The organism is Marinomonas sp. THO17, from assembly GCF_040436405.1.
Taxonomy (GTDB): Bacteria; Pseudomonadota; Gammaproteobacteria; order Pseudomonadales; family Marinomonadaceae; genus Marinomonas.
On sequence record NZ_AP031575.1, the window covers coordinates 1,649,762 to 1,671,633 of the forward strand.

At 41.8% G+C, this 21,872-nt stretch carries 19 protein-coding genes; 8 read left to right on the top strand and 11 right to left on the bottom strand.

From position 1 onward, the window contains the following. Nucleotides 1–56: 56 nt before the first annotated feature. Nucleotides 57–2,489, bottom strand: a complete 2,433-nt coding sequence (gene lon / locus ABXS85_RS07790) for an endopeptidase La (RefSeq protein ID WP_353669475.1) — start codon at nt 2,487–2,489, stop codon at nt 57–59. Between the two features lie 243 nt (nt 2,490–2,732). Between lon and upp the strand changes: the two genes are divergently transcribed. Beyond that, a complete protein-coding gene (gene upp, locus ABXS85_RS07795) occupies nt 2,733–3,389 on the top strand; it encodes a uracil phosphoribosyltransferase (RefSeq protein ID WP_353669476.1) in 657 nt (218 codons plus the stop codon). 57 nt (nt 3,390–3,446) lie between these two features. On the opposite strand, the gene ABXS85_RS07800 is transcribed toward upp, so the two are convergent. From ABXS85_RS07800 to ABXS85_RS07810, 3 genes are all read right to left on the bottom strand, one after another. Further along, entirely contained in the window at nt 3,447–4,070 is a 624-nt protein-coding gene (locus ABXS85_RS07800) for a LysE family translocator (RefSeq protein ID WP_353669477.1), read from the bottom strand. Beyond that, complete coding sequence (locus ABXS85_RS07805) at nt 4,067–4,714, bottom strand: TetR/AcrR family transcriptional regulator (RefSeq protein ID WP_353669478.1); 648 nt, start codon at nt 4,712–4,714, stop codon at nt 4,067–4,069. Before ABXS85_RS07805 ends, ABXS85_RS07800 begins: the two co-directional genes overlap by 4 nt. A 373-nt stretch (nt 4,715–5,087) precedes the next feature. Then, a complete protein-coding gene (locus ABXS85_RS07810; protein WP_353669479.1) occupies nt 5,088–6,254 on the bottom strand; it encodes a GGDEF domain-containing protein in 1,167 nt (388 codons plus the stop codon). Nucleotides 6,255–6,362: 108 nt separating this feature from the next. Here ABXS85_RS07810 and ABXS85_RS07815 point away from each other — a divergent pair, with 108 nt between their 5' ends. From ABXS85_RS07815 to ABXS85_RS07825, 3 genes are all read left to right on the top strand, one after another. Continuing rightward, complete coding sequence (locus ABXS85_RS07815) at nt 6,363–7,343, top strand: glutathione S-transferase family protein (protein WP_353669480.1); 981 nt, start codon at nt 6,363–6,365, stop codon at nt 7,341–7,343. A 178-nt stretch (nt 7,344–7,521) separates the two neighbouring features. Beyond that, nucleotides 7,522–8,370, top strand: a complete 849-nt coding sequence (locus ABXS85_RS07820; RefSeq protein ID WP_353669481.1) for a glucosaminidase domain-containing protein — start codon at nt 7,522–7,524, stop codon at nt 8,368–8,370. A 155-nt stretch (nt 8,371–8,525) separates the two neighbouring features. Then, a complete protein-coding gene (locus ABXS85_RS07825; RefSeq protein ID WP_353669482.1) occupies nt 8,526–10,442 on the top strand; it encodes a beta-ketoacyl synthase N-terminal-like domain-containing protein in 1,917 nt (638 codons plus the stop codon). A gap of 56 nt (nt 10,443–10,498) precedes the next feature. On the opposite strand, the gene ABXS85_RS07830 is transcribed toward ABXS85_RS07825, so the two are convergent. Then, nucleotides 10,499–11,380 carry a LysR family transcriptional regulator gene (locus tag ABXS85_RS07830; RefSeq protein WP_353669483.1) on the bottom strand — a complete coding sequence of 294 codons (882 nt, stop codon included), beginning with the start codon at nt 11,378–11,380 and terminating at the stop codon, nt 10,499–10,501. Between the two features lie 139 nt (nt 11,381–11,519). Between ABXS85_RS07830 and ABXS85_RS07835 the strand changes: the two genes are divergently transcribed. Both ABXS85_RS07835 and ABXS85_RS07840 read left to right on the top strand, forming a co-directional pair. Then, a complete protein-coding gene (locus tag ABXS85_RS07835) occupies nt 11,520–12,059 on the top strand; it encodes a YceI family protein (RefSeq protein ID WP_353669484.1) in 540 nt (179 codons plus the stop codon). Between the two features lie 19 nt (nt 12,060–12,078). Further along, nucleotides 12,079–12,942, top strand: a complete 864-nt coding sequence (locus ABXS85_RS07840; RefSeq protein WP_353669485.1) for a hypothetical protein — start codon at nt 12,079–12,081, stop codon at nt 12,940–12,942. A 17-nt stretch (nt 12,943–12,959) separates the two neighbouring features. Here ABXS85_RS07840 and ABXS85_RS07845 read toward each other — a convergent pair whose 3' ends face one another. From ABXS85_RS07845 to ABXS85_RS07860, 4 genes are all read right to left on the bottom strand, one after another. Continuing rightward, nucleotides 12,960–13,367 carry a hypothetical protein gene (locus tag ABXS85_RS07845; protein WP_353669765.1) on the bottom strand — a complete coding sequence of 136 codons (408 nt, stop codon included), beginning with the start codon at nt 13,365–13,367 and terminating at the stop codon, nt 12,960–12,962. A gap of 112 nt (nt 13,368–13,479) precedes the next feature. Next, nucleotides 13,480–14,355: a sugar nucleotide-binding protein gene (locus ABXS85_RS07850; protein ID WP_353669486.1), complete on the bottom strand. Its 876-nt coding sequence runs from the start codon at nt 14,353–14,355 to the stop codon at nt 13,480–13,482. Continuing rightward, nucleotides 14,352–15,131, bottom strand: coding sequence for a TatD family hydrolase (locus ABXS85_RS07855; RefSeq protein WP_353669487.1), 780 nt, complete (start codon nt 15,129–15,131; stop codon nt 14,352–14,354). The genes ABXS85_RS07850 and ABXS85_RS07855 overlap by 4 nt, the downstream gene beginning before the upstream one ends. 133 nt (nt 15,132–15,264) lie before the next feature. Then, the gene (locus tag ABXS85_RS07860) at nt 15,265–16,821 is read right to left on the bottom strand and encodes a phosphoenolpyruvate carboxykinase (RefSeq protein WP_353669488.1); all 1,557 of its coding nucleotides are present in this window, start codon (nt 16,819–16,821) and stop codon (nt 15,265–15,267) included. Nucleotides 16,822–17,324: 503 nt separating this feature from the next. On the opposite strand from ABXS85_RS07860, the gene gndA reads away from it, so the two are divergent. Further along, a complete protein-coding gene (gene gndA / locus ABXS85_RS07865; RefSeq protein WP_353669489.1) occupies nt 17,325–18,848 on the top strand; it encodes an NADP-dependent phosphogluconate dehydrogenase in 1,524 nt (507 codons plus the stop codon). Between the two features lie 120 nt (nt 18,849–18,968). Here the strand turns inward: gndA and trmJ are convergent, their stop codons facing one another. Beyond that, nucleotides 18,969–19,691, bottom strand: coding sequence for a tRNA (cytosine(32)/uridine(32)-2'-O)-methyltransferase TrmJ (gene trmJ, locus ABXS85_RS07870; protein WP_353669490.1), 723 nt, complete (start codon nt 19,689–19,691; stop codon nt 18,969–18,971). A gap of 258 nt (nt 19,692–19,949) precedes the next feature. Here trmJ and ABXS85_RS07875 point away from each other — a divergent pair, with 258 nt between their 5' ends. Continuing rightward, on the top strand, nt 19,950–20,738 hold the full coding sequence (locus tag ABXS85_RS07875) for an inositol monophosphatase family protein (RefSeq protein ID WP_353669491.1): 789 nt from the start codon (nt 19,950–19,952) through the stop codon (nt 20,736–20,738). 69 nt (nt 20,739–20,807) lie between these two features. Here the strand turns inward: ABXS85_RS07875 and ABXS85_RS07880 are convergent, their stop codons facing one another. Beyond that, nucleotides 20,808–21,848: a Gfo/Idh/MocA family oxidoreductase gene (locus ABXS85_RS07880; RefSeq protein ID WP_353669492.1), complete on the bottom strand. Its 1,041-nt coding sequence runs from the start codon at nt 21,846–21,848 to the stop codon at nt 20,808–20,810. Between the last annotated feature and the right edge of the window lie 24 nt (nt 21,849–21,872).

The window sequence follows — 21,872 nt, forward strand, 5'->3', positions numbered from 1 at the left end:
ATGCCTTGCTTGCGAACAAATAATTGAAAAATCAGTACGAATTGATCTTTAAAATTTCAGTGTAAATTATTAGCTGTCGAATCAAACACCACTTTTTCAACATCGGCGAAGCGTTCCGCAAAATGCACTGTTATACCTTCTTTAACCGAGTCTGGTAATTCTTCAAAATCACGTCGATTCGGTTCAGGTAGAATCACTTCATTGATCTTACTGCGCTTAGCAGCAATGATTTTTTCACGAATCCCGCCGACGGCTAAGACCTGCCCTGTCAGGGTTAATTCCCCCGTCATCGCTAATCCTCGACGTACCGGTTCGCTTTTTGCCAATGACATTAACGCTGTCGCCATAGTAATACCTGCACTTGGACCATCTTTGGGTGTAGCGCCTTCAGGAACATGCAAGTGCACCAAACACTTATCAAAAAATTCAGGTGAGCTCTGATAACTCTTGGTATGAGAAAATACATAAGAGTAAGCAATATCAGCTGACTCCTTCATTACTTCTCCCAGTTTACCTGTTAACTTAAGACCACAAGTCAACTCATGCACTCTAGTCGCTTCAATCGGTAAGGTGGCACCGCCCATTGAAGTCCAAGCTAACCCTGTTACGACGCCTATGCCTTGCAAGGTTTTTTCAGGGCGGAAATAAGGCATACCCAACAAATTCTCAACATCTTTAACACCCACATTGATGTGATCTTTTTCGCCCGTCATAAGTTCCACAACCGACTTGCGAAGAATTTTTTGTAGCAACTTATCCAAACCTCGCACACCCGCTTCACGCGCATAATGCTCAATCACATGACGCAATGCCGCATCCGTGATATTCAGTTGCTTTTTCAATAACTTATTTTTCTTCAGCAATTTAGGCCATAAGTGCTGTTTCGCAATGGCCAATTTTTCATCCCCTATGTAACCCGAAAGACGAATCACATCCATCCGATCCAGCAATGGCGATGGAATCGTATCCAGCTGATTCGCCGTACAAATAAACAAAGCTTTGGACAAATCAATTCGCATATCCAAATAGTGATCAAGAAATTCACTGTTCTGTTCAGGATCCAACGCCTCAAGCAAAGAGGATGCTGGATCACCTTGGAATGACGAACCGATTTTATCTATCTCATCCAACATGATCACAGGGTTTTCGACTTGAACATCTTTTAACGCTTGCACAAACTTACCCGGCAAAGCACCTATGTAGGTGCGACGATGGCCTTTAATCTCAGCCTCATCTCTCATACCACCTAAACTAAATCGATAGAATTTACGGTTAAGTGACTCGGCGATGGATTTACCAATTGAAGTTTTACCCACTCCAGGAGGACCAACCAATAACAATATTGATCCACCCATTTCACCACGATGCGCACCTAAAGCTAAAAACTCGACAATACGATCTTTAATATCACTCAATCCGGCATGATGCGACTCCAATACCTCACGAGCCGACTTTATGTCTAAGTTATCCTCAGAATGTACGCCCCAAGGTAGAGACGTCGCCCAATCCAAGTAATTACGTGTTACACCATATTCTGGTGATCCCGTTTCTAGGATACTAAGCTTATGTAACTCTTCTTGGATCTTGTCCGAGACAGATTGAGTTAAGGTTTTTCCTTGCAAGCGCTCTTCAAAGGTTTCCACATCGGAAGTACGATCATCTTTGGAAATACCCAATTCTTTTTGGATAACCTTTAGTTGTTCCCGTAAGAAAAAGTCCCTTTGATGTTTGCCAATCTTGTCATTCACTTCAGCACTAATTTCATTTTGTAAACGAGCAATTTCCAGCTCTTTTCGCAATAAAGTTAACGATAAATGCATCCTGGCTTGTACTGGAATAGTTGCTAGCACATCGTATAATTCTTCCGCTTCTGCCGAGGTAATGGAAGCGGCAAAATCAGCCAGCAAGCCAGATTCATTGAAAGAAAAGCGACCTAAATACTGACGCAAATCTTCACTAAACAAAGGATTCAAACGAATCAGTTCTTTAATCGCATCCAAAATAGCAATTGAATAGGCTTTTGCTTCATCGTCACTGGCTTTTGCATCATTGATGTAACGTACTCTCGCCAAATAAGGTGCTGTATCACTCAGCCATTCGACTACTTCAAAGCGTTTTATACCTTGAGCCAAAAAGGTCAATTTATCACTTTGTTTCTCAGCTTTATGAATACGAGCAGCACAGCCAATCGACCGAAATACTTCTACTGAAGGGGCACCTTTACCCACTTTATCAGCATACACCAAGCCTACAGCGGCCTGAGGATACTCAGCGATACGTTCAACCGTGTCTTCCCATTGTTCAGCATCCACCATCACAGGTTGTACTTGTGCCGGAAAAAAAGGCCGACTTGATATTGGCAAAATATAGAGAGATTCGGGCAACACATCGTCTGGTAAAGCAAGGGCTTTGGGGTCACTGATAACTACACTTTCATCATCTGTTAGGTCATTATCTTCTTGATTTTCTATAAAGTCGTCATTACTCATTATTCAATCCAATTCTTTCATTGGGACATTCTCTACCCACATTCACGGCTTATTTAACCAGTCTAATGCTTGTCTATGTTGTGACTATCTTAAAGAAATCAATCCCCTGCTTGACCTAAAGCTTCACTAACCAAAAGGACAAGATTAATGATTTAGCTAAAAACCACTTAGTGCTATCATGAGAATAAATTTTGCAAGGTAATGATTGAATACCAAAGCACGCCAACGAAAAGGAAAATACGCATGACTCGCGAAGAACTTCTTGAAAAGTACAACGACATTTTTGTTATCCAGCACCCTTTCGTAAAACACAAACTCACCAGTCTTCGTGATAAAAACACCAGCACTCGTGAATTCAGAATGCTGGTAGAAGAGTTAGGCACATTAATTGGATACGAAGCAACTCGCGATTTGGATACAGTGGATATTGAAGTAGAAACACCGCTTGAAAAAGCCATGAGTCCCGTTCTTAAAGGTAAAAAGCTGTGTATTGTTACCATTATGCGTGCGGGTAATGGTCTTGCCGAAGGCGTTTTAAAACTGTCGCCTTCAGCGCGAGTTGGTCATGTGGGTTTATATCGAGATCCTGAAACCAAACAACCTGTCGAATACTACTTAAAAATGCCGCACTCTATAAGTGAAAGAACCATTATTGTGGTAGACCCTATGCTGGCAACGGGCAACTCTGCCATCATGGCCATTGAAAAAATGAAAGAAATGGGCGCTTCAGATGTGCGTTTCATATGTTTATTTGCTGCACCAGAGGGCATTCAAGCTTTCAAAGCAGCACATCCAGACGTGCCTATGTACATTGGCACAATTGATCGTGAGCTAGACGACCACGCTTATATTCGCCCAGGTGTTGGTGATGCTGGCGACCGCATTTACGGTACCCGCTAATCAAAGCAGCCGCCGCAGAGAAGGACTCTTTGGCGGCTGTGTAAAACTTTCTCTTAGTTAACTGCGCAATGCTAGATAACCGCCTGCACTCACCATAATGCCACCTGCCACTCGGTTCAACCCTTTCATTGCCTTACTGGATTTCATCATACGACGAGCCTGAGAAGCACTCACAGAAATTAAAGTAAGCCCCAACATGAGTGCAATAAAGGTTAATACTGACGCTAATGCAATGTCCCATGACGTCAATATAGTCAAGTCCATAAAAGTGGGTAAAAAGGCAATGTAAAATAAAATAACTTTTGGATTGGATACCGCAATCATAAAACCTTGAACAAAACTGGCCATTTCTTGTTTCGACGACTTCGGCAATGTAACTTCTTTTGTCTTAGTAACAACGGGAGCGCTCCACATTTTCCACCCTAAATAGATGAGATAAGCAGCCCCAAGATAACGAATAGTGATAAACAAGCCTTCCATAGTTTGCGCAATCACCGCAAGACCAAAACAAGCCATCAGTAGATACATAATGTCGACTACAGTCATTCCTAAACACAAAGAAACACTGGCTCTAGCTCCCTGAGTCATACTTCGCGCTATGATGGCGAAAACACCTGGCCCAGGAGTAATACTGAAAATGAAAATAGCAACAAAAAAGGCAATAGCACTTTCAATTGTCATACGCTTTCTTTAACTCCACAGCCAGCTAATACCATTTTCGTTATAAAGGCTTTTGCCTCTTCGTAGTCGCTCTCTTGCAAATCGTCTTTTTGCAACATAATACGAACTTGAGCATCAAAATCTGCATAGGTTTGCGTCATAGCCCAAATGCTAATAAACAAATGCTCTACTGGAACAGGTTCCATCAAACCATCATTAACCCAGCTTTCAATGGTGGTTTTTTCACGACTTAACTCAGTCACAAATGCACGGCGCAAATACTCTAGCACAAAGGGCTCTTCTCCAATCAGGGCCATAGCAAATACTTTAGAAGCATTTTTATCAATACGAGAGTGGTCTATTTTTTCACTGATATAGCGTGTCAAATTTTGTTTTGGACCCTGTGCAACATTAAACTCACTTACTGAGTTGAGCCACAAGGTCAAGATACGTTCTAAAACAGCCTCTAATAAATCCTTTTTGGAGCGATAGTAATAATGAACATTAGCCTTAGGCAAACCGGCTTCATCGGCAATCATTTGCGTGGTGGTTTTAGCCAACCCTTGACGGGCAAAAACACGTTCCGAAGTTTCTAGAATAAGAGTTTGATTTTGCGCTCGAATGTGCGCTTTCAGCTGATCTTTAGGTCGTTTTGCGTCGCTCAAATCTAGCCTCGCTGATATACTCGTAAATTTAAAAGGGGGATCTGTTCATCTTCAACAAGCATAAACAGAATAACATTTTTTCCCATGCTCACGAAGCACGCTCTAACAATTCCCTTAATAGCCTACTTTAATTAGACTTTTCCTCCGGCATAAAAAAAGGGAGCCGAAGCTCCCCATTTCCCCTCGTAACAGAGACTCAAATAACTATAGGCATTCATTATCTAAGCTAACTGTTACACCACGTTGGCGCTGTAATTAAGGTATGTGAAGACTCACACACCTTAATGTTCTTGAAATCTAAATACGATTATAGACAGCTAAATTCACAGTGCAATAGGTTAAGCTAAAAAAATTGACCGTTCGTTCAATTTTTTTAGCTTTTTGACACGCTTTTGGCTGGCAAGGACTTAGAAACCCGATTTCGCCCCTTCTTTTTCGATTGATACAGGGCTTCGTCTGCACGCTTGATAACAGATTCAGAGTCTTCACCACTAGCGGCAAACGCCACTCCTATACTTGCGGTCACATTGACACCCTTGTCTTTCTTCGCTTTAGGATCAAATACTTCCACAATCGCCTTTTCAATACTGGAGCGCACTCTTTCCAATACTTTTTCGACCTCTTTCAATTCACCATGCCGAAACACCAGAGTAAATTCTTCGCCACCATAGCGAAAAGCACGGCCTGGGGAGGAAAAGGCTTTCAACTGTTCAGCCACAATCTTAAGCACTTTATCACCCATATCATGGCCATAGGTATCGTTAAACTTTTTGAAATGATCCACATCTACCATGGCAATGGCATAGTATTTTGATAAACCAACTAACTCTTCATTCAAAGCCCGACGACCTGGTAAACGTGTCATATCGTCCAAATAGGCCATTCGATAACTTTCCATTAATAAAAACCAGATCCACAACAAACATTGTGCGGACAACATGGTGTCGTATTGCCCGTCGGAAATACTAAAGCGAGAGATAATAATGAGACTGATAACACTGACTAGCCCACAGGCATGAAACGCGTCATTGCTGCGCCACCAAGCCGCCGCCATTAACAAAATACTCACCACTAAGCCTGCCCATAACAAAAAATCTGACCAAGTAAAGGGAAATTGCCAAACAGCGTTATCAAGAAAAGAAAAAGACACCCAATGTCTTTCGATGGCATAACACCAGGTCACCAACATGGCGACAAACAATAGGCGGTTCACTGCGAACTTATTGAAAAAGCCACGCTCTTTAACAAAAGCGAGTAAAGCAACACTGAAGCAAGAGACAACCAGATACGCTGTAATGGACTCTGTTTGCTCAGAGCCACCATATAATTTGGGAATTAGTAACAAAAGCACCAGTATAAAAACTCGACCTTTGTTAAAGTGCCATGCTAATAAAATGGCGATCGCAGCTAAAATCAAAGGCATCAAAGGCAAGATGCCAATCCACGCTGGCGGCAATATACCAATATATAAGCTAGCATACACACTCAAGAGCAGAATACAGCATGGTACGAATAAAGAACCAAAACGCTCAGACAACATAATAGCAAACCCATCGAACCATTCGATTAAATACGACCAATATATTGCCCCGAAATGATCGAGGTTTCATTAATAATAAGTATAAAAATACAGATTGAGGAAGTCATTATGGGATTATTAGTAAATGGACAATGGGTCGATCAATGGTACGATACCAAAAAGTCTCAAGGTAAGTTTGTGCGTTCTGAAGCCATTTTCCGAAATTGGATTCACTCACCAAAAGACTTCAATGCCAATCAGAACAAGCATTTTCCAGCAAAAAAAGATCGATATCACTTATACGTTTCTTTAGCTTGCCCTTGGGCACACCGCACTCTCATCTTTCGCAAACTAAAACAGTTAGAAAACATTATTAGTGTCAGTTGTGTTCACCCAGACATGATGGAAAACGGCTGGCAATTTTTGCATGATGACTGTTTTCAAGACGCCCAAATACATATTGGTGACCCACTTTATCAAAGTAAATTTGCTCATCAACTTTACACGAGAGCAAAAGCAGATTATTCCGGCCGTGTCACAGTGCCTATTCTATGGGACAAAAAAACTCAAACCATAGTATCTAATGAATCCGCAGACATCATTCGGATGTTTAATACCGCCTTTAACGATTTAACGGGAAATACACTAGACTTTTACCCAAGCGAACTGGCGGACGACATCAATAACATTAACGAACGCATATACCACACGGTAAATAATGGCGTGTATAAATGTGGTTTCGCGACGACTCAAGAGGCCTATGAAGAGGCCTTAACTCCCTTATTTGACACTCTGGAGTATCTTGAAGACAAATTACAAAATCGTCACTACCTAATAGGCGAACGACAAACAGAGGCGGATTGGCGTCTATTTACTACCTTGATTCGTTTTGACCCTGTGTACTTCGGCCACTTCAAATGCAATCTCAAGCGTATTCTCGACTACCCTAATATTAACCGCTATCTACGCTCTTTGTATGAACATGAAGGCATCTCAGATACAGTGAATTTTGATCACATCAAACGCCACTACTATTTTAGTCACAAAAATATTAACCCTACTCAGGTAGTCCCTATGGGACCTAATACTCTATTTTTGGACAACAAATAACTCTCTACCATAATGACAAAGCCCTGTTATGTCAGGGTTTTGCCAGCATACTTCCTAAAGACTGTTAAATTGACGATTTTTTAAGGATAATGTGCTCACTTTTGATTTAACAAAATGCTTTACTCATAGCTTTCAATGAAAGCGATCCATTATAAAAAGTTTAGAGTTGTGGTTGTTTATGGAAAAGAAAATTCTCTGGGGTATTACGGCAATACTAATTTTAGTGTTATGGATTAAAACCAACCCTTTTCAGGACGAGGACGAAAAAACTAAGAAAGAAACCAGTTCAGCGCAAGCCGAATACGATGCGACGGAGGATGAAAAAAGTTATTTTGAAAGCCACCCTATTCAGACTCAAACACCTGATTTTCAAGAAATTAGCGACGTTAAAGCACGAAAAAAAGCGTTTTTTGAATACCTTTCTCCTTTTGCAAAAGAAAAGAATGCGCTTATTCTCGAAGATCGAAAGCGTCTTGATGCCTTAATGGATAAGCCAGAAAAACTGTCGACGCAAGACATAGAATGGATATCCAAGCTGCGAAAAGACAATAAACTAAAAGTATTAGAAACCTATTCAAGAAAAGATCTACAGGCGCTGATGTTGCGTCTCGACATTATTCCCACTTCGCTAGTATTGGCACAAGCTGCCAATGAATCAGCGTGGGGCACTTCACGTTTTGCTACCGAAGGAAATAATTATTTTGGCCAATGGTGCTTCCGCAAAGGATGTGGCCTAGTGCCTGAATCGCGAAGCTCAGGCGCAGATCACGAAGTACGTAAATTCCATGATGCGCGTGAATCTGTGTTTGCTTACATTGATAATTTAAACACTAACGCTGCCTACAAAACCCTACGTCAGACCCGTGCTGATTTACGACAACGCGGGAAAGTAGTGACTGGGTTAGCCTTAGCTCAAGGCCTTCAACATTATTCACAACGAGGCCAAGCCTATGTACAAGAAATTATTAGTTTAATTAATTACAACAAGTTGTGGCGCTTTAACCGTGTACAAGCTAATAATGAGTAACTATTTTTTATTGCACTTTTTTTCGAACGATAAAGATAAAAAATGTAATAGAATGTAAAATTGGATTACTTGATTAGCATGGCTGGGGTAGCTTAGCGCCACCCCCTTCATGACAATATTTAAAATTTATTCACTTATAAAACGAGGAAATTCAATTGGCCCGTTTACCTGTTATTGTTGGCTTTGGCGGAATTAATTCGGCTGGACGTACGTCATTTCATCAAGCATATCGTCGTATCGTTTTCGATCTTCTACCAAGCTTAACCCAGCAGGATGTGTTACTGGATCTTGCTACGCTAACCAATATGGCGGAGCACAAAAATGGACTTTGGCATACCGAATCAGGCGAAGCGATGGATGCAGATGCGCTTGTTGACAGCATAAGCGAAGAGCTACTGGCCCGAACCTTAATTCGTCGAATACACCCAAGTCTATTTGATGTTGATCATGTTACCATCCATAAATCCATATCTTTACAGGCAGTATCTGACGAAGAGGCTTTTAGTTTTCGAACTAAAACTCGATCTTTACCAAGAAACAAACCTGCTAACTGGAAAGTAACGCCCATTTCCGACACCATCAGCGAAGTCACTGTTGAAGGCAATCTGGAGACCTTTGTCAAAGATACTAAACCTTTGGCCGTCAAATCAGCAGGACAACTGCCTACTGGTTTTGATGCAGGCAAACTCTATCAAAGCCGTAACCATCCACGTGGTCTACAAATGACGGTATATGGTGCATCGGATGCCATTAAAAGCAGTGGTATCGATTGGGAAGTCATTCGGAATAAAGTTAAGCCTGATCAAATGGCCGTTTACGCAGCGAATTCTATCGGACAAATGGACGACCTTGGTTTTGGCGGTATGTTAAAGTCAGCTTTGATGGGCAAACGTACTACCTCCAAACACTTACCCTTAGGCTATGCTCAAATGCCTGCTGACTTTGTCAATGCTTATCTATTAGGTAGTGTTGGTAACGTTGGAACTTCTATTGGCGCTTGTGCAACCTACTTCTTCAACTTAGAACGAGCTGTAGATGGAATAAAAACCGGCAAATTCCGCGTTGCTATGGTAGGCGGCAGTGATGCTCCAATTACGCCAGAAATCATTGAAGGCTTTCGCACCATGGGCGCATTAGCCGAAGACGTTTCCTTGCTAGCCCTTGACAAATTGAGCCAACAGGACGAGCCTGATCATACTCGCAGTTGCCGCCCGTTTGCTGATAACTGCGGTTTTACCATTGGTGAATCCAGTCAATGGACATTGTTAATGGATGATGAACTAGCAATAGAACTAGGCGCGCAGATTTTTGGTTCCGTTCCAGTTGTATATTCTTACGCAGATGGACACAAAAAATCCATTTCAGCACCGGGGGTTGGCAACTATTTAACCATGAGCAAAGCCATGGCTTATTTAGAAAACCTGATTGGCAACGATGGATTAACCAAACACACCTTTATTCAGGCTCATGGTACCAGCACGCCACAGAATCGCGTAACAGAATCCCATGTCTTAAGTAAAGCTGCAACCAGCTTTGGTGCAACCGACATGCCGGTTATTGCTATGAAAGCCTTCCTAGGACACTCGCAAGGAACTGCAGGTGGTGATCAATTACACCTTTCATTAGGGGTTTGGCAAGATGGCATATTACCTGGTATTACCACATCCAAAGCCATTGCTAAAGATGTTTACCAAGAAGGTTTAAAATTCCAATTACAGCATGAAAACTATGGCAAAGAGCACTTCAAAGCTGCCCTTCTGAACTCCAAAGGTTTTGGCGGTAATAACGCGACTGCAGTGTTATTGTCACCTCAGCAAACGCTAACAATGCTGAAAAAACGTTATTCACCTACACAAATGTCGACTTATAAAAAGAAAAATGAAGTCGTTTCAAAAGTAGCGGAAGAATACAATCAAGCAGCAATTCGAGGCGAAGTTTTACCAACCTATAAATTTGGTTTCAATGTCTTAGGGGGAGAGGAGTTGGACATTACAAACCAACATATTAAGCTACCAGGCTATGATCTTCCTGTCGATCTTCACATTGACAATGATTTTACAGACCTGACCTAATCTAACCCCAAACCACCGTTTGAACCTCCTCTAAGACGTTCAAACGGTGCTCTCACCTATAAATGCTCTTGCAAGAATTCAAGTAACAGGCGCGTTTTCTGCGACATTAATTTACGCTGTGGATATATAGCGTGAAAATTAAACTCATCACCTTTCCATTGTGGCAAAACACTCACCAGTGCGCCGGACTCAATATGCTTAGACACTAGAAAATCTGGCTGATAAATAACTCCAGCCCCTTCTAAAGCTAATCCTACTAAGGCACCACCATTATTTGCTCGACAATTGCCTGACACCACCACAGAACAGCGCTCCCCATCAGCATTACTAAAATACCAATGATCGGATGTCGTAGTATTGGTATAAATCAGGCAATTATGGTGCGGCAAGTCCTCTAAAGACGAAATCTTTCTATTACGTTCAAAATACTTTGGAGAAGCACACATATAAGAGCCTATTGTGCACAGCTTACGAGCCACGAATTGATCGCCTCCCAACCTACCACCCCGAATGGCAAGATCAACACCAGACTCCGTCATATCAACGCGTTTATCGTTAAAATCCACATCCAAATCAATCTGTGGATACAAACGACTGAAGCTATCAAACAATGGCACTAAGTGAGTCAACCCAAAATCCATTGGCACACTCACCTTCAACAAACCTTTTGGTTTTTGAGTTAACTCCCCTATTTCACTTTCTGCTTCTTCCAAAGCATCTAAGATAGCAATAGAATGTTGATAATATTTATGACCGGCATGAGTCACACTGATATTACGAGTATTCCTTTGCAATAACTTGGTACCCAAATCGTCTTCAATAGAATTAATATACCGGGTCACCATTGGTCTTGAGATACCAAGAGAATCACTCGCTAGCTTAAAGCTCTCAACCTCATACACTCGGCAAAACACCTTCATTGCTTGAAACTTATCCATTCCATTTTCCACATTATCAAAAAGTTCCCAAAAGATTATTTCATTATAGTTAATATTGAATTATTTTTTTAGAGGATTATTTATCAAATAAAAGCATCTAAACTAATGGAATAACTTATTTTTAAACAAGGAGAACATAATGAAATTATTAACCATTAGCGCTTTAGCATTGGCCTCTAGCCTTTCTTTTGCAGCAGATTACAAAGTGGATGCAGCTCACTCTGCTGTCATTTTTAAAATTGGCCACTTGGGCGTGAGCACTACAATAGGTCGCTTTGACGAATTTAGCGGCGATTTCTCATACAGTGACGATGGTAAATCCGGCTCAGCTACACTGACCATTCAAGCAGACAGTGTAGACACTAACCACGAAGCTCGTGACAAGCACTTGCGTAGTCCAGACTTTCTAGATGTGAAGCAATTCCCAACCTTAACTTTCACCAGCACTCAATTTAACGGTGAGACACTGACTGGTGATCTGACACTGCATGGCGTAACTAAACCTGTAACCTTCGAAATTGAAAAAATTGGTGAAGGCAAAGATCCTTGGGGCGGCTACCGTTCAGGTTTTGAAGCAAAAACAACAATCAACCGCAGTGATTTTGGTATTTCCTATTTTATCCCTGGCGTTACTGATGCGACCGAAATTGAAGTTTATGTGGAAGGCATCCGCCAGTAATATTAGTTAAGGAAAAGACATGTACGATCAAGCCAGCAATTCTAATTTAATCATGCTATTACATACGGCAGTTTACCCCTTTTTTGCCGCTTTAATAATCAGCTTTATTGCTGGCAAATTATCGCGTTCAATGTCTTTTCTTGGCTATCTTGGTGGCTTTTTGGTTGGGCTGGGGCTCATTCACTCGGGCCTCAGCTTTCCTCCCAAACAAGCTATGGATTATTACACTATAAGTGCTATTTTAGGCATTTTAACTTACTTAAGTTTAAGTAGAATTCAGTTCTCCTCGGTACTTAAATATAGCATCAGCCTGATACTGGCCGCTTTATCATTCTATGCATTACTGAACCCTGTACTTAAACATTCGGGCATGCCAATCAGTTTATCCTGGAGCTTAGCAAGTGCTGTATTGGTGGTTGTTTATCTTATGCTAAGTCATCTAGCAAGCAGCAAACAGGATGAAGCTAAATCTGGCATAGAAAAGTTACAGCCTCATTTGCCAATGATTGGTCTGATGATAGTGGCAGGGAGCGCGGCTCCAGTTATTTCTATTGGAGGCAGCTTATTGATAGGACAATTATTAGGTGCGTTTGCTGCAGCAAGTTTCGCTTACCTCTTGATTACGCTATTGCTCTCTAAACACCAAGAATTCAGTAACGCAGCAGGCATTATAATATTGGCCGGCCTGATTACTCAAAGTCATGTATTAGCAGACATTCCATTAAGTGTTATGTTTTTGATCGGCGCTTCGTGCTTTGTCACACCAATAGTAAACGGCTTAACACACAAGACCATACCAAGCATACTTTGCCAAGCAATTATTAGCATGGCAATCAGCGGCTTCTGCCTCTGGTTAGTATGGCCAGAGAGCAGTCTCTACTAAAACTTCCCACTTAAAGATTAATCTTTAAAAATAGATCTAGATGGTCGCCATAATGGCAGAATACATGCCATTATGGCGCAATTCACTGCACTATAAGACAACAAATACACAGAATCGTTATAGTCCAATTCTAAATGCAGAGCAACAATCATAAAGTTTGGCAGCACGATGAATAACCAAATAAAAATGACCAGTAAGAATTGTCCAAGCCGAGTTAAATGACCAACTCTTACCAATAACCATGCTGTGAACCACAAAAACACAAAGCTTGAGCAGAAGAAAATTGTTAATACATCCCAAGATGGCAACTGTGCCTCTTGATGGAATACAGACCTACCTAAAAATTGAGTAGGTGTTGATGCATACCAAAGAATGCCAACCACAACTTGGAAGACAAATACGACCATTACCGCTTTCAGATTCATTTTATGCACGTCAACTCCTGCTCTATCTGCATATCAAAGGCCAACTATTGACCTTGAAAAGACATGAGCAACGTCCAATCCATAATTGAATCATCTGTTGTTCATATCTTATTCAACTAACTTGATATAGTTCCTTTACCAGACTTCTTAGTTTTGATCTCCAGGGACGCTGTTTAATACCAAAATGGTTAAATACTTTACGACAAGACAAAGACTGCCGTTTCATAGCCATTTGTGGTACGCCTTCTACTGTTTCCAATGGCGTCTCTACGTCCACTTGAGCTCTTGAATCAAATTGTGCGGCAGTTGTCACAATCGCCTCAACCAATCCAACCCAACTAATTTCTTCAGCACAGCAATAATGATAAATACCTTTATTGTCCGCACCATAATGATCTTGATTGATCATAGACAACACCACTCTCACTAGATCTGAGACAGGTGTTGGACTACCAATCAAGTCATCTTTATAAGCAAGATTAACGCCACCCTGAATAGACTCCAACGTGCGACAAACAAAATCATCCCCTTGCCCACTGAACAACCAACCAGTACGCAGAACTATATTTTGAGGATGATGTAAAACCGTAACCTCAGCCTGAATCAAAGCCTTTGCATAAGCACTTTGACCATCAGGCAAATCCGTTTCAGTATAAGCCAGCCCTTTATTACCAGAGAATACTCGGGCGCTGCTTAACATAATCAATGGCGCCTTTGCCTCTTCACTGAGAAAGGACAAAGTCGCTAAAAACTTCTCATAATCGGTTTGCAAGGCGTATCGCAAACTTAATGCATCAATAACCACATCATACGACATAGTCGCCAGCTCTTTACGGCGACCTGAATCAAGCAATAAAGCTTCCTCTGGACACAGCCAGCTAAACTCGGGCCTATCCTTGGTAAGCTGAATAAAAGAAGCTCCTACCTCTGTTTCTGAACCCAGCAGCAAAATACGGATCGGTGCATTAATATCTTGTGTATTGTTCAAAGTAAGCCCTCATGCCACTTAGGAAAAACTCTCAGTAGATTACCATAGCTGTCGACAGCAATCTGCTCTACTTCTTCCATCCTAATTTGAGCAACATGTTGCGCTACTTGAATTACAGACAGGGGTGTATTAATTTTCCCCTGCTTACCACACAATGGCATATCTGGTGAATCCGTTTCTAGTACATAAGCTTGTCGGTCAAGGGCTGCCAATACACGCTGGGCTTTTTTGGCTCGCGGATACGTAATAGTGCCACCTATACCCAACACAAAACCCAATTCCAAAAAGCGTTGCGCCTGTTCATAACTTCCGTTAAATGCATGTATGACACCGCCACATTTCAAACCAACTCGACGCAATAATTGATATACCAAGTCATAACTTTTACGTGCATGAATCACTACTGGCAAATTCAAACTTTTTGCTATCTGTAATTGACGCGCAAAAAAATCTTTTTGAACGCCCATATCACAAGAGCCTGGCCAATTATCTAAACCTATTTCACCAATGGCCAATACATCATCAGCTTCACAGGCCTCAGCCAATGCATCCAATTCATCTAGCCTTGCTTGCGATAAAAAGTAAGGATGCAAACCGTAAGCTATCCGCCACTGTGAATAACGTTTCGACAAACGACTCAGCGTTCGCCAAGAAGCCGCCGTCGTGGCCGGTACCAAAAAGCCTTTTATCCCCGCCGCCTCACAGCTCAACATTAACTCATCACGAGTCTGATCAAACACACTAAAATCAAGATGACAATGGCTATCAATAAACATATACAAAAGATTACATTATTTATAATGCTAATGGCTAGCTTAAATTTTAGCCAGAAAACAAAAAGTTTTACGCCCAATAAAAAAAGCCGCGACTCAGTCGCGGCTTTTTCAAAAAACTATATGAAATAAGCAATTACAGCGCTGGACCAGCCTTTACGATGGCTTCAGATACCGTATCAAACTTCTTAAAGTTTTCCACAAACTGTGCAATCAAGTTTTTCGCTTGAGCCTCATACGCTGCTTGATCAGACCAGGTCTTACGAGGATTTAAAAGTACAGTATCCACACCAGGAACCTGAGTCGGCACATCCAAATTCACATCGGCTAAATGCTCCGTTTCTACATCCGCTAGAGCGCCAGACTGAATCGCAGCAATCACAGCACGCGTGGTTGGAATGCTAAAACGTTTTCCGCCTTGTCCATGTGCGCCACCAGTCCAACCAGTATTGACCAAGTAAACCTTACTGCCAAACTCTTCAATACGCTTAATCAAGAGATCAGCATAAACGTCAGCAGAGCGAGGGAAAAAAGGCGCGCCAAAACAAGTTGAGAAGGTGGATTTAATACCTGTACCAGCCCCCATTTCAGTGGAACCGACCAAAGCTGTGTAACCGCTCAAAAAATGGTAGGCAGCTGCTTCCTTACTTAAAATAGAAACAGGTGGCAAAACGCCTGTTAAATCGCAAGTTAAGAAAATGATAGCATTTGGCTCACCAGCACGATTCTCTGGTGCTCGCTTCTCAATGTGCTCTCGCGGATAACCCGCGCGACCATTTTGTGTCAAAGAAGTGTCCGTGTAATCTGCTACACGTGTCTCAGGGTCCAGTACCACATTTTCAACAATCGTACCGAACTTAATTGCATCCCAAATGATAGGCTCGTTCTTTTTCGATAGATCAATAGTCTTAGCATAACAGCCGCCTTCAATGTTGAAGACAGTATCTTTTCCCCAACCATGCTCATCATCACCAATAAGAAAACGCTCAGGGTCTGCAGACAGAGTTGTTTTGCCAGTACCAGATAAACCAAAGAATAAGGTCACGTCTTCATTTGTCCCAACGTTTGCAGCACAATGCATAGGTAACACATCATAAGCAGGTAACAAGAAGTTTTGCACCGAAAACATGGCTTTTTTCATTTCACCAGCGTAACGCATACCTGCAATCAATACCTTGCGTTCAGCAAAATTCAAAATCACACAACCATCAGAATTCGTGCCGTCCCTTTCTGGCTCACAAACAAAACCTGGCGCATTTAGAATTTGCCATTCACCTTTATTGTTTGGATTATAAGCATCTGGACGAATGAACAAATTACGACCAAACAAATGATGCCAAGCGGTCTCAGTTCTCATGATAACTGGAAGATAATATTCATCGCCCGCACCAACGTGAATATTTGATAGATACGTTTCTTCGCCATCCAAATAAGCGGTTACACGCTCCCATAAAGGAGCAAATTTTGTTTCTGGAAATGGACGATTCACAGGTCCCCAGTGAATACTATCTTTACTGGATGCTTCTTCTACAATAAAGCGATCCATTGGAGAACGACCTGTACGAGCACCCGTTTCAACAACAAGTGCTCCATTATCGGCTAGAACCCCTTCGCCATTTTGCAATGCCTTTTCCACTAACTGCGATGTGGTTAGGTTCTTGTGAATTCTAGTAACTTCCGATGCGGAGTTCATTACGCTTAATCCTCTGTACGATAAGGTTTGAGTGGGTTTTTGTTATATCTTTGGAAAGATTTTTATCTGCAAAAATTATAGTAACAAAAGATTCTAAAAAAACATATTGTTATAACGAAGTGTTATTTTATTACCATTTTGAAAATCAATGATAAGGCTTAAATCTTTGTTTTTTATATAATTATTCTAATCTCCTCATTTTTAAAGGTTAAATAAACATAGAAATGCTGAAATAGTGAACAATATTTCTGTAGTTTTCTTTCTTTTTGGTAGTCTTTCTACTAAAAAGAAATCCAATCACCAAATAATGCATAGAAAAATTAAGGGATAATTTTGTAAAATTTTACGACTATCACCCTACAGTCTTTAAGACTACTTGCCATCACTCTCATTTTTTTCTCGTTTTTTAGTTTTTTATCCCTCTTATTGCCTCCTGCAATTTCCCACTTCATGGTAAGATTATTTCTTCAATCCCCAATTGTTCAAAAGGTTGAGCGAAATTTATGTTAGAAACGAATCAGAACTGCAATATAGGATTTGTCGGCCTGGGTGTCATGGGAAAAAACTTGGCCTTAAACTTAGCTGATCACGGCTATCGAGTTGCAGGTTTTGATCTGGACACGCATAAAGTACAAGATGTTTTAGCCACAGAAGCAGCTGAGCGTCCAGACGCTTCCGCTCCAGCCAGAATCATCGGCTGTGACAGCATGGAAGACATGCTATCTAACCTAGTAAAACCACGCGTTATTGTTGTGTTGGTACCTGCTGGTGAGCCGGTTGACGCCGTCTGCGAAAGTTTAATCAAAGCCGGTCTTGAAGCAGATGACATAGTAGTCGACTGCGGTAACAGCCAATGGACAGATACCATTCGTCGTGAAGCGGACTACAAAGAAAAGTTTAAGTTTTTCGGTACTGCAGTTTCCGGTGGCGAAGTCGGGGCACGCTTTGGACCATCTTTAATGCCTGGTGGTGATGCAAATTCTTGGAAATATTTGCAACCTATGTGGGAAGCCGTGGCGGCCAAAGTTGATAAAAATGGCAACCCCATCGTCAGTAACACACCTGGGAAACCAGTGACTGAGGGCGAACCTTGTACAGCGTATCTTGGTCCTGACGGAGCAGGCCATTATGTTAAAATGGTTCACAATGGCATTGAATACGCAGACATGCAATTGATTTGTGAAGCTTATCATTTATTACGTTCACTATTAGGTTACGAACCAGAAGAGATCGGCAAGCTATTTGAAAAATGGAATGAAGGGGTATTGAACAGTTATTTGGTAGAAATTACCGCCGACATTTTACAGCAATACGATCACAAAACAGGGGCGCCTTTGGTTGATATGATTCTCGACAGTGCAGGTCAAAAAGGCACTGGTCGTTGGACCTCTATCAGCGCTACACAAATGGGAGTTCCTGCTGGTATTATCAGTGAATCTGTTTACGCACGTGCACTAAGCACCCTGACGATAGAACGCGAACACGCAGCAGACAAATTAGTTGCCGATGTGGAAAGTGGTGAGATCGATGCCAGCGAAGTAGAAACGGCGGTTGAAGAAGCGCTGTACTGCGCAAAAATCTGCGCCTACGCACAAGGTTTTCAAATCATGCGAGCTGCACAAAAAGAATACAACTGGACGCTTAATTTCAGTGATATCGCCAAAATATGGCGTGGTGGTTGTATCATTCGCGCTTCCTTCTTACAAAAGATTGCCGATGCATTTACTGACAATTCAGATTTAGAAAACCTGTTATTAAGTGACTACTTTGCTGATGCCATGGCAAGTAAACAAAAAGGCTTGCGTAAGGCCGTTGTACTAGCTGCACAATCTGGCATTCCTACACCATCTTTCTTCTCCGCATTAGCCTACTTTGATGGCTACCGTTCGGAAGTGGTGCCTGCCAATTTATTGCAAGCACAACGCGACTATTTTGGTGCTCACAGCTACGAAAGAATTGACAGCGAAGCTGGTCAGAAATACCACACTTACTGGCAAGAAGAAGGTCGTCCGGAACGACCGATTTAATAAGGTCTTTCTTAATAGTCAACAAAAAACCACCTTATCTCATTTCGAACTAAGGTGGTTTTTTTATTCATACTAGGATGAAATCCTACTCGATTAACCTATTTTCAAATGGCCAGCAACTTAAGCCTTCATTTGCTTTTCCATTGCCGTTAGCATGCCGCGCAACATACCATATTCTTGTTGATCTAATCTGGAACGCTGAAACAAACGGCGAAATCTAGGCATCACCTGCATTGGCATGTCTGGATCCAGAAACTCAACGTCCACCAAAACTTTTTCGAGATGTTCTAACAAATAATCTACTTGTTCGACTGTGGCGGCAGGCACATCCCATTTATTTTGTACCGCAGGTTCCTCTTGGCTTGCTAAGGTTTTCATACGCAATTCGTAAGCAATTACTTGTACGGCCGCGGCCAAATTCAATGAACTAAAAGAAGACACAGACGGAATGTGGACATGGTAATGGCATCGCTGTAACTCTTCATTGGTCAAACCTCTGTCTTCACGACCAAAGACAAACGCCGTTATCAAACCTTCTTTAGACACCAGTTCCGCGGATTCACGAGGGTCCACTAACGGCCATGGGATAGTACGCTCACGAGCACTCGTACCAATAACCAACTGACAATCTGTCAAAGCTTCTTCAAGGGTATCCACCACCACAGCATTTTCAAGGATATCCGTCGCCCCAGAAGCACGACTGATGGCTTCTTGGCTCGGATAATCCCGCGGCGCTACTAAATAAAGATCAACCAAGCCCATGTTTTTCATGGCTCGCGCAGCACCACCTATGTTGCCTGGGTGCGAGGTATTCACCAGAACGATGCGAACTGAATTTTGCATTTTGTCAGTAACTCATATTGGAATCGGTTTAAGTCGGGCTATGTTACCAGAAAAATATATCTATTCTGTATTTGTTTAGTTTTTCGCCAACTTCCCTCTAGCCTAAGCAGAATTTTTAGGCTAGAATTCGCGATCAAATTTTGGCCGTTAGACCTTTTTGTTTGACCGCCCGCTCTTTAACACTTTATCTGGCAACTTGCTTACTCTCACAAAGAGTAAGCTGTGCATACTTAATGACAAATAAATTGACGGTAAATTATGCAACCTAGAATCAATGTCGCACTAAAAGCAGCTCGTGCCGCTGCAGAATACATAGTTCACTCACAAGAGAAATTATTATTTGATAAAGAACAAGGTAAATCTGCTGCTGAAGTTTACGCTGCGGTTTGTTCTGGTGCAGAACGCAGCATTGTTTACCATTTGGAAAAAGCCTACCCAGCCGACACCATTACGACTCGCTTACAAGGTAATGTACAAACGGGTGAAGAAGGTGAATGGGTAATTGATGCTATCCAAGGTCAACACCTATTTTCTCGCGGTCTAGCAGGCCACGTTATTACCATCAGCTATTTGGTTGCCGGAAAAGTAGAGCACGCTCTTGTGCTTAACCCTCACACCCGCGATGAATTTTACGCCAGCAAAGGTCGTGGTGCTTACCTTAACAACTCACGTATTCGTAGCAGTGCTGCACGTTCGTTAGAAAACACTACCTTAGCTGCTCAGTTTCCAGCGACAGATCGCACTCAACCTTTCTTAGCAGGCCAATTGGCTACCCTATCTGACTTAGCACAACAAGGTGCTCGTGTTGTTATGCAAGATGCGCCCGCTCTTATGATGGCAAACGTGGCTGCAGGCCGTTTGGATGCTGCATGGGGAATTAAATTACAAGAATGGGAAATGCAAGCTCCATTGTTTATCGCTAAAGAAGCAGGCGCATTGATTGCCGCTTTTGATGGCTCACCCAAACTCGACTCTGGTGATGTATTGTGTGCTGCGCCACGTTTGTTTAAAAGCTTATTGCCTCTACTAAATAAGCACATTAAATAAGCTATTAAAAAATATAAGAAGGCCCTGAAACGCATTGCGATCAGGGCCTTTTTTTATAAAAACTATATATTAATGTTTATGATGATTGTGTTCATGATGATGGTGATGCACATCCTCATCTAAAGGCATTTCTTCCCCGGGGTAATAAAGCCCTATATCTTGCCTAACTTCATCTAAAGTGGCGATCAATTCTAAACTATCCTGCCAACTGTGATTTGGACTCTGTAACAAGCCCTCTTCTATGCACCGGTTCACTTCTTCAACTTCAAACTGATACCCCATGCCAGGAAAATCAAACTCTACAGCACGTTCGTTGTTATCTGAATCCACAATACGACAAGACTTGGCGCAGAACCATTCTGAATCGATTTCTATGTAACCTTTGGTGCCGGATAAAATCGCACGGTTTGGATGGCAAGAAATCAAAGAGGCTTCCAATGAGGCTAACTGCCCACTTTCCCACCCCAACAAAATTTGCTCAAACACATCTACTTCAGTATCCCCAATGACGGCTTGGTTTTGTACGAAATCAGGCTTACCAAAAAACAACTGAGCCAAGAAGACAGGATAAATCCCCACGTCCAATAAAGCGCCGCCACCCAATTCTAAATTCATCAGCCTGTGTTCAGGATCGTTTGGCGCTAGAAAATTGAAACTCGCTTGAACACTTTGTAGGTTGCCAATTTCCCCTTCTTCAACCCATTCTAACACTTGTTCAATCACCGGATTAAAGCGTGTCCACATAGCTTCCATAACAAACACTTGATGAACCTCAGCCAACTCATAAAGCTCACTTGATTGTGTTTCGTTCAGGGTAAAAGGTTTTTCACACAATACGGATTTGCCTGCAAGAATACAGGCTTTTACTAATTCATAATGATGCACATGAGGTGTGGCAATATAAATCACATCCACTTCATGACTGTTAATCAAGGAAAAATAATCAACAAAGGCCAGTTCAATATCGTATTTACTAGAAAACGCATCTGCAGAAGACTTATTTCTGGAAGCAACTGCGCGTAATTCACCGGATTTCACGTAGCAAAAGTCACTCGCAAAAGCATTAGCGATTTGCCCTGTCCCGATAATTCCCCAGCGTAAAGTATTCATCGCTTCCCCCCTTATTAAAATCAG

Excerpts from the sequence above, each read along its gene's own strand:
- lon (WP_353669475.1), bottom strand. The coding sequence starts at position 2,489 with ATGAGTAATGACGACTTTATAGAAAATCAAGAAGATAATGACCTAACA.
- upp (WP_353669476.1), top strand. The coding sequence starts at position 2,733 with ATGACTCGCGAAGAACTTCTTGAAAAGTACAACGACATTTTTGTTATC.
- ABXS85_RS07800 (WP_353669477.1), bottom strand. The coding sequence starts at position 4,070 with ATGACAATTGAAAGTGCTATTGCCTTTTTTGTTGCTATTTTCATTTTC.
- ABXS85_RS07810 (WP_353669479.1), bottom strand. The coding sequence starts at position 6,254 with ATGTTGTCTGAGCGTTTTGGTTCTTTATTCGTACCATGCTGTATTCTG.
- ABXS85_RS07815 (WP_353669480.1), top strand. The coding sequence starts at position 6,363 with ATGGGATTATTAGTAAATGGACAATGGGTCGATCAATGGTACGATACC.
- ABXS85_RS07820 (WP_353669481.1), top strand. The coding sequence starts at position 7,522 with ATGGAAAAGAAAATTCTCTGGGGTATTACGGCAATACTAATTTTAGTG.
- ABXS85_RS07830 (WP_353669483.1), bottom strand. The coding sequence starts at position 11,380 with ATGGATAAGTTTCAAGCAATGAAGGTGTTTTGCCGAGTGTATGAGGTT.
- ABXS85_RS07835 (WP_353669484.1), top strand. The coding sequence starts at position 11,520 with ATGAAATTATTAACCATTAGCGCTTTAGCATTGGCCTCTAGCCTTTCT.
- ABXS85_RS07840 (WP_353669485.1), top strand. The coding sequence starts at position 12,079 with ATGTACGATCAAGCCAGCAATTCTAATTTAATCATGCTATTACATACG.
- ABXS85_RS07845 (WP_353669765.1), bottom strand. The coding sequence starts at position 13,367 with ATGAATCTGAAAGCGGTAATGGTCGTATTTGTCTTCCAAGTTGTGGTT.
- ABXS85_RS07855 (WP_353669487.1), bottom strand. The coding sequence starts at position 15,131 with ATGTTTATTGATAGCCATTGTCATCTTGATTTTAGTGTGTTTGATCAG.
- ABXS85_RS07860 (WP_353669488.1), bottom strand. The coding sequence starts at position 16,821 with ATGAACTCCGCATCGGAAGTTACTAGAATTCACAAGAACCTAACCACA.
- gndA (WP_353669489.1), top strand. The coding sequence starts at position 17,325 with ATGTTAGAAACGAATCAGAACTGCAATATAGGATTTGTCGGCCTGGGT.
- trmJ (WP_353669490.1), bottom strand. The coding sequence starts at position 19,691 with ATGCAAAATTCAGTTCGCATCGTTCTGGTGAATACCTCGCACCCAGGC.
- ABXS85_RS07875 (WP_353669491.1), top strand. The coding sequence starts at position 19,950 with ATGCAACCTAGAATCAATGTCGCACTAAAAGCAGCTCGTGCCGCTGCA.
- ABXS85_RS07880 (WP_353669492.1), bottom strand. The coding sequence starts at position 21,848 with ATGAATACTTTACGCTGGGGAATTATCGGGACAGGGCAAATCGCTAAT.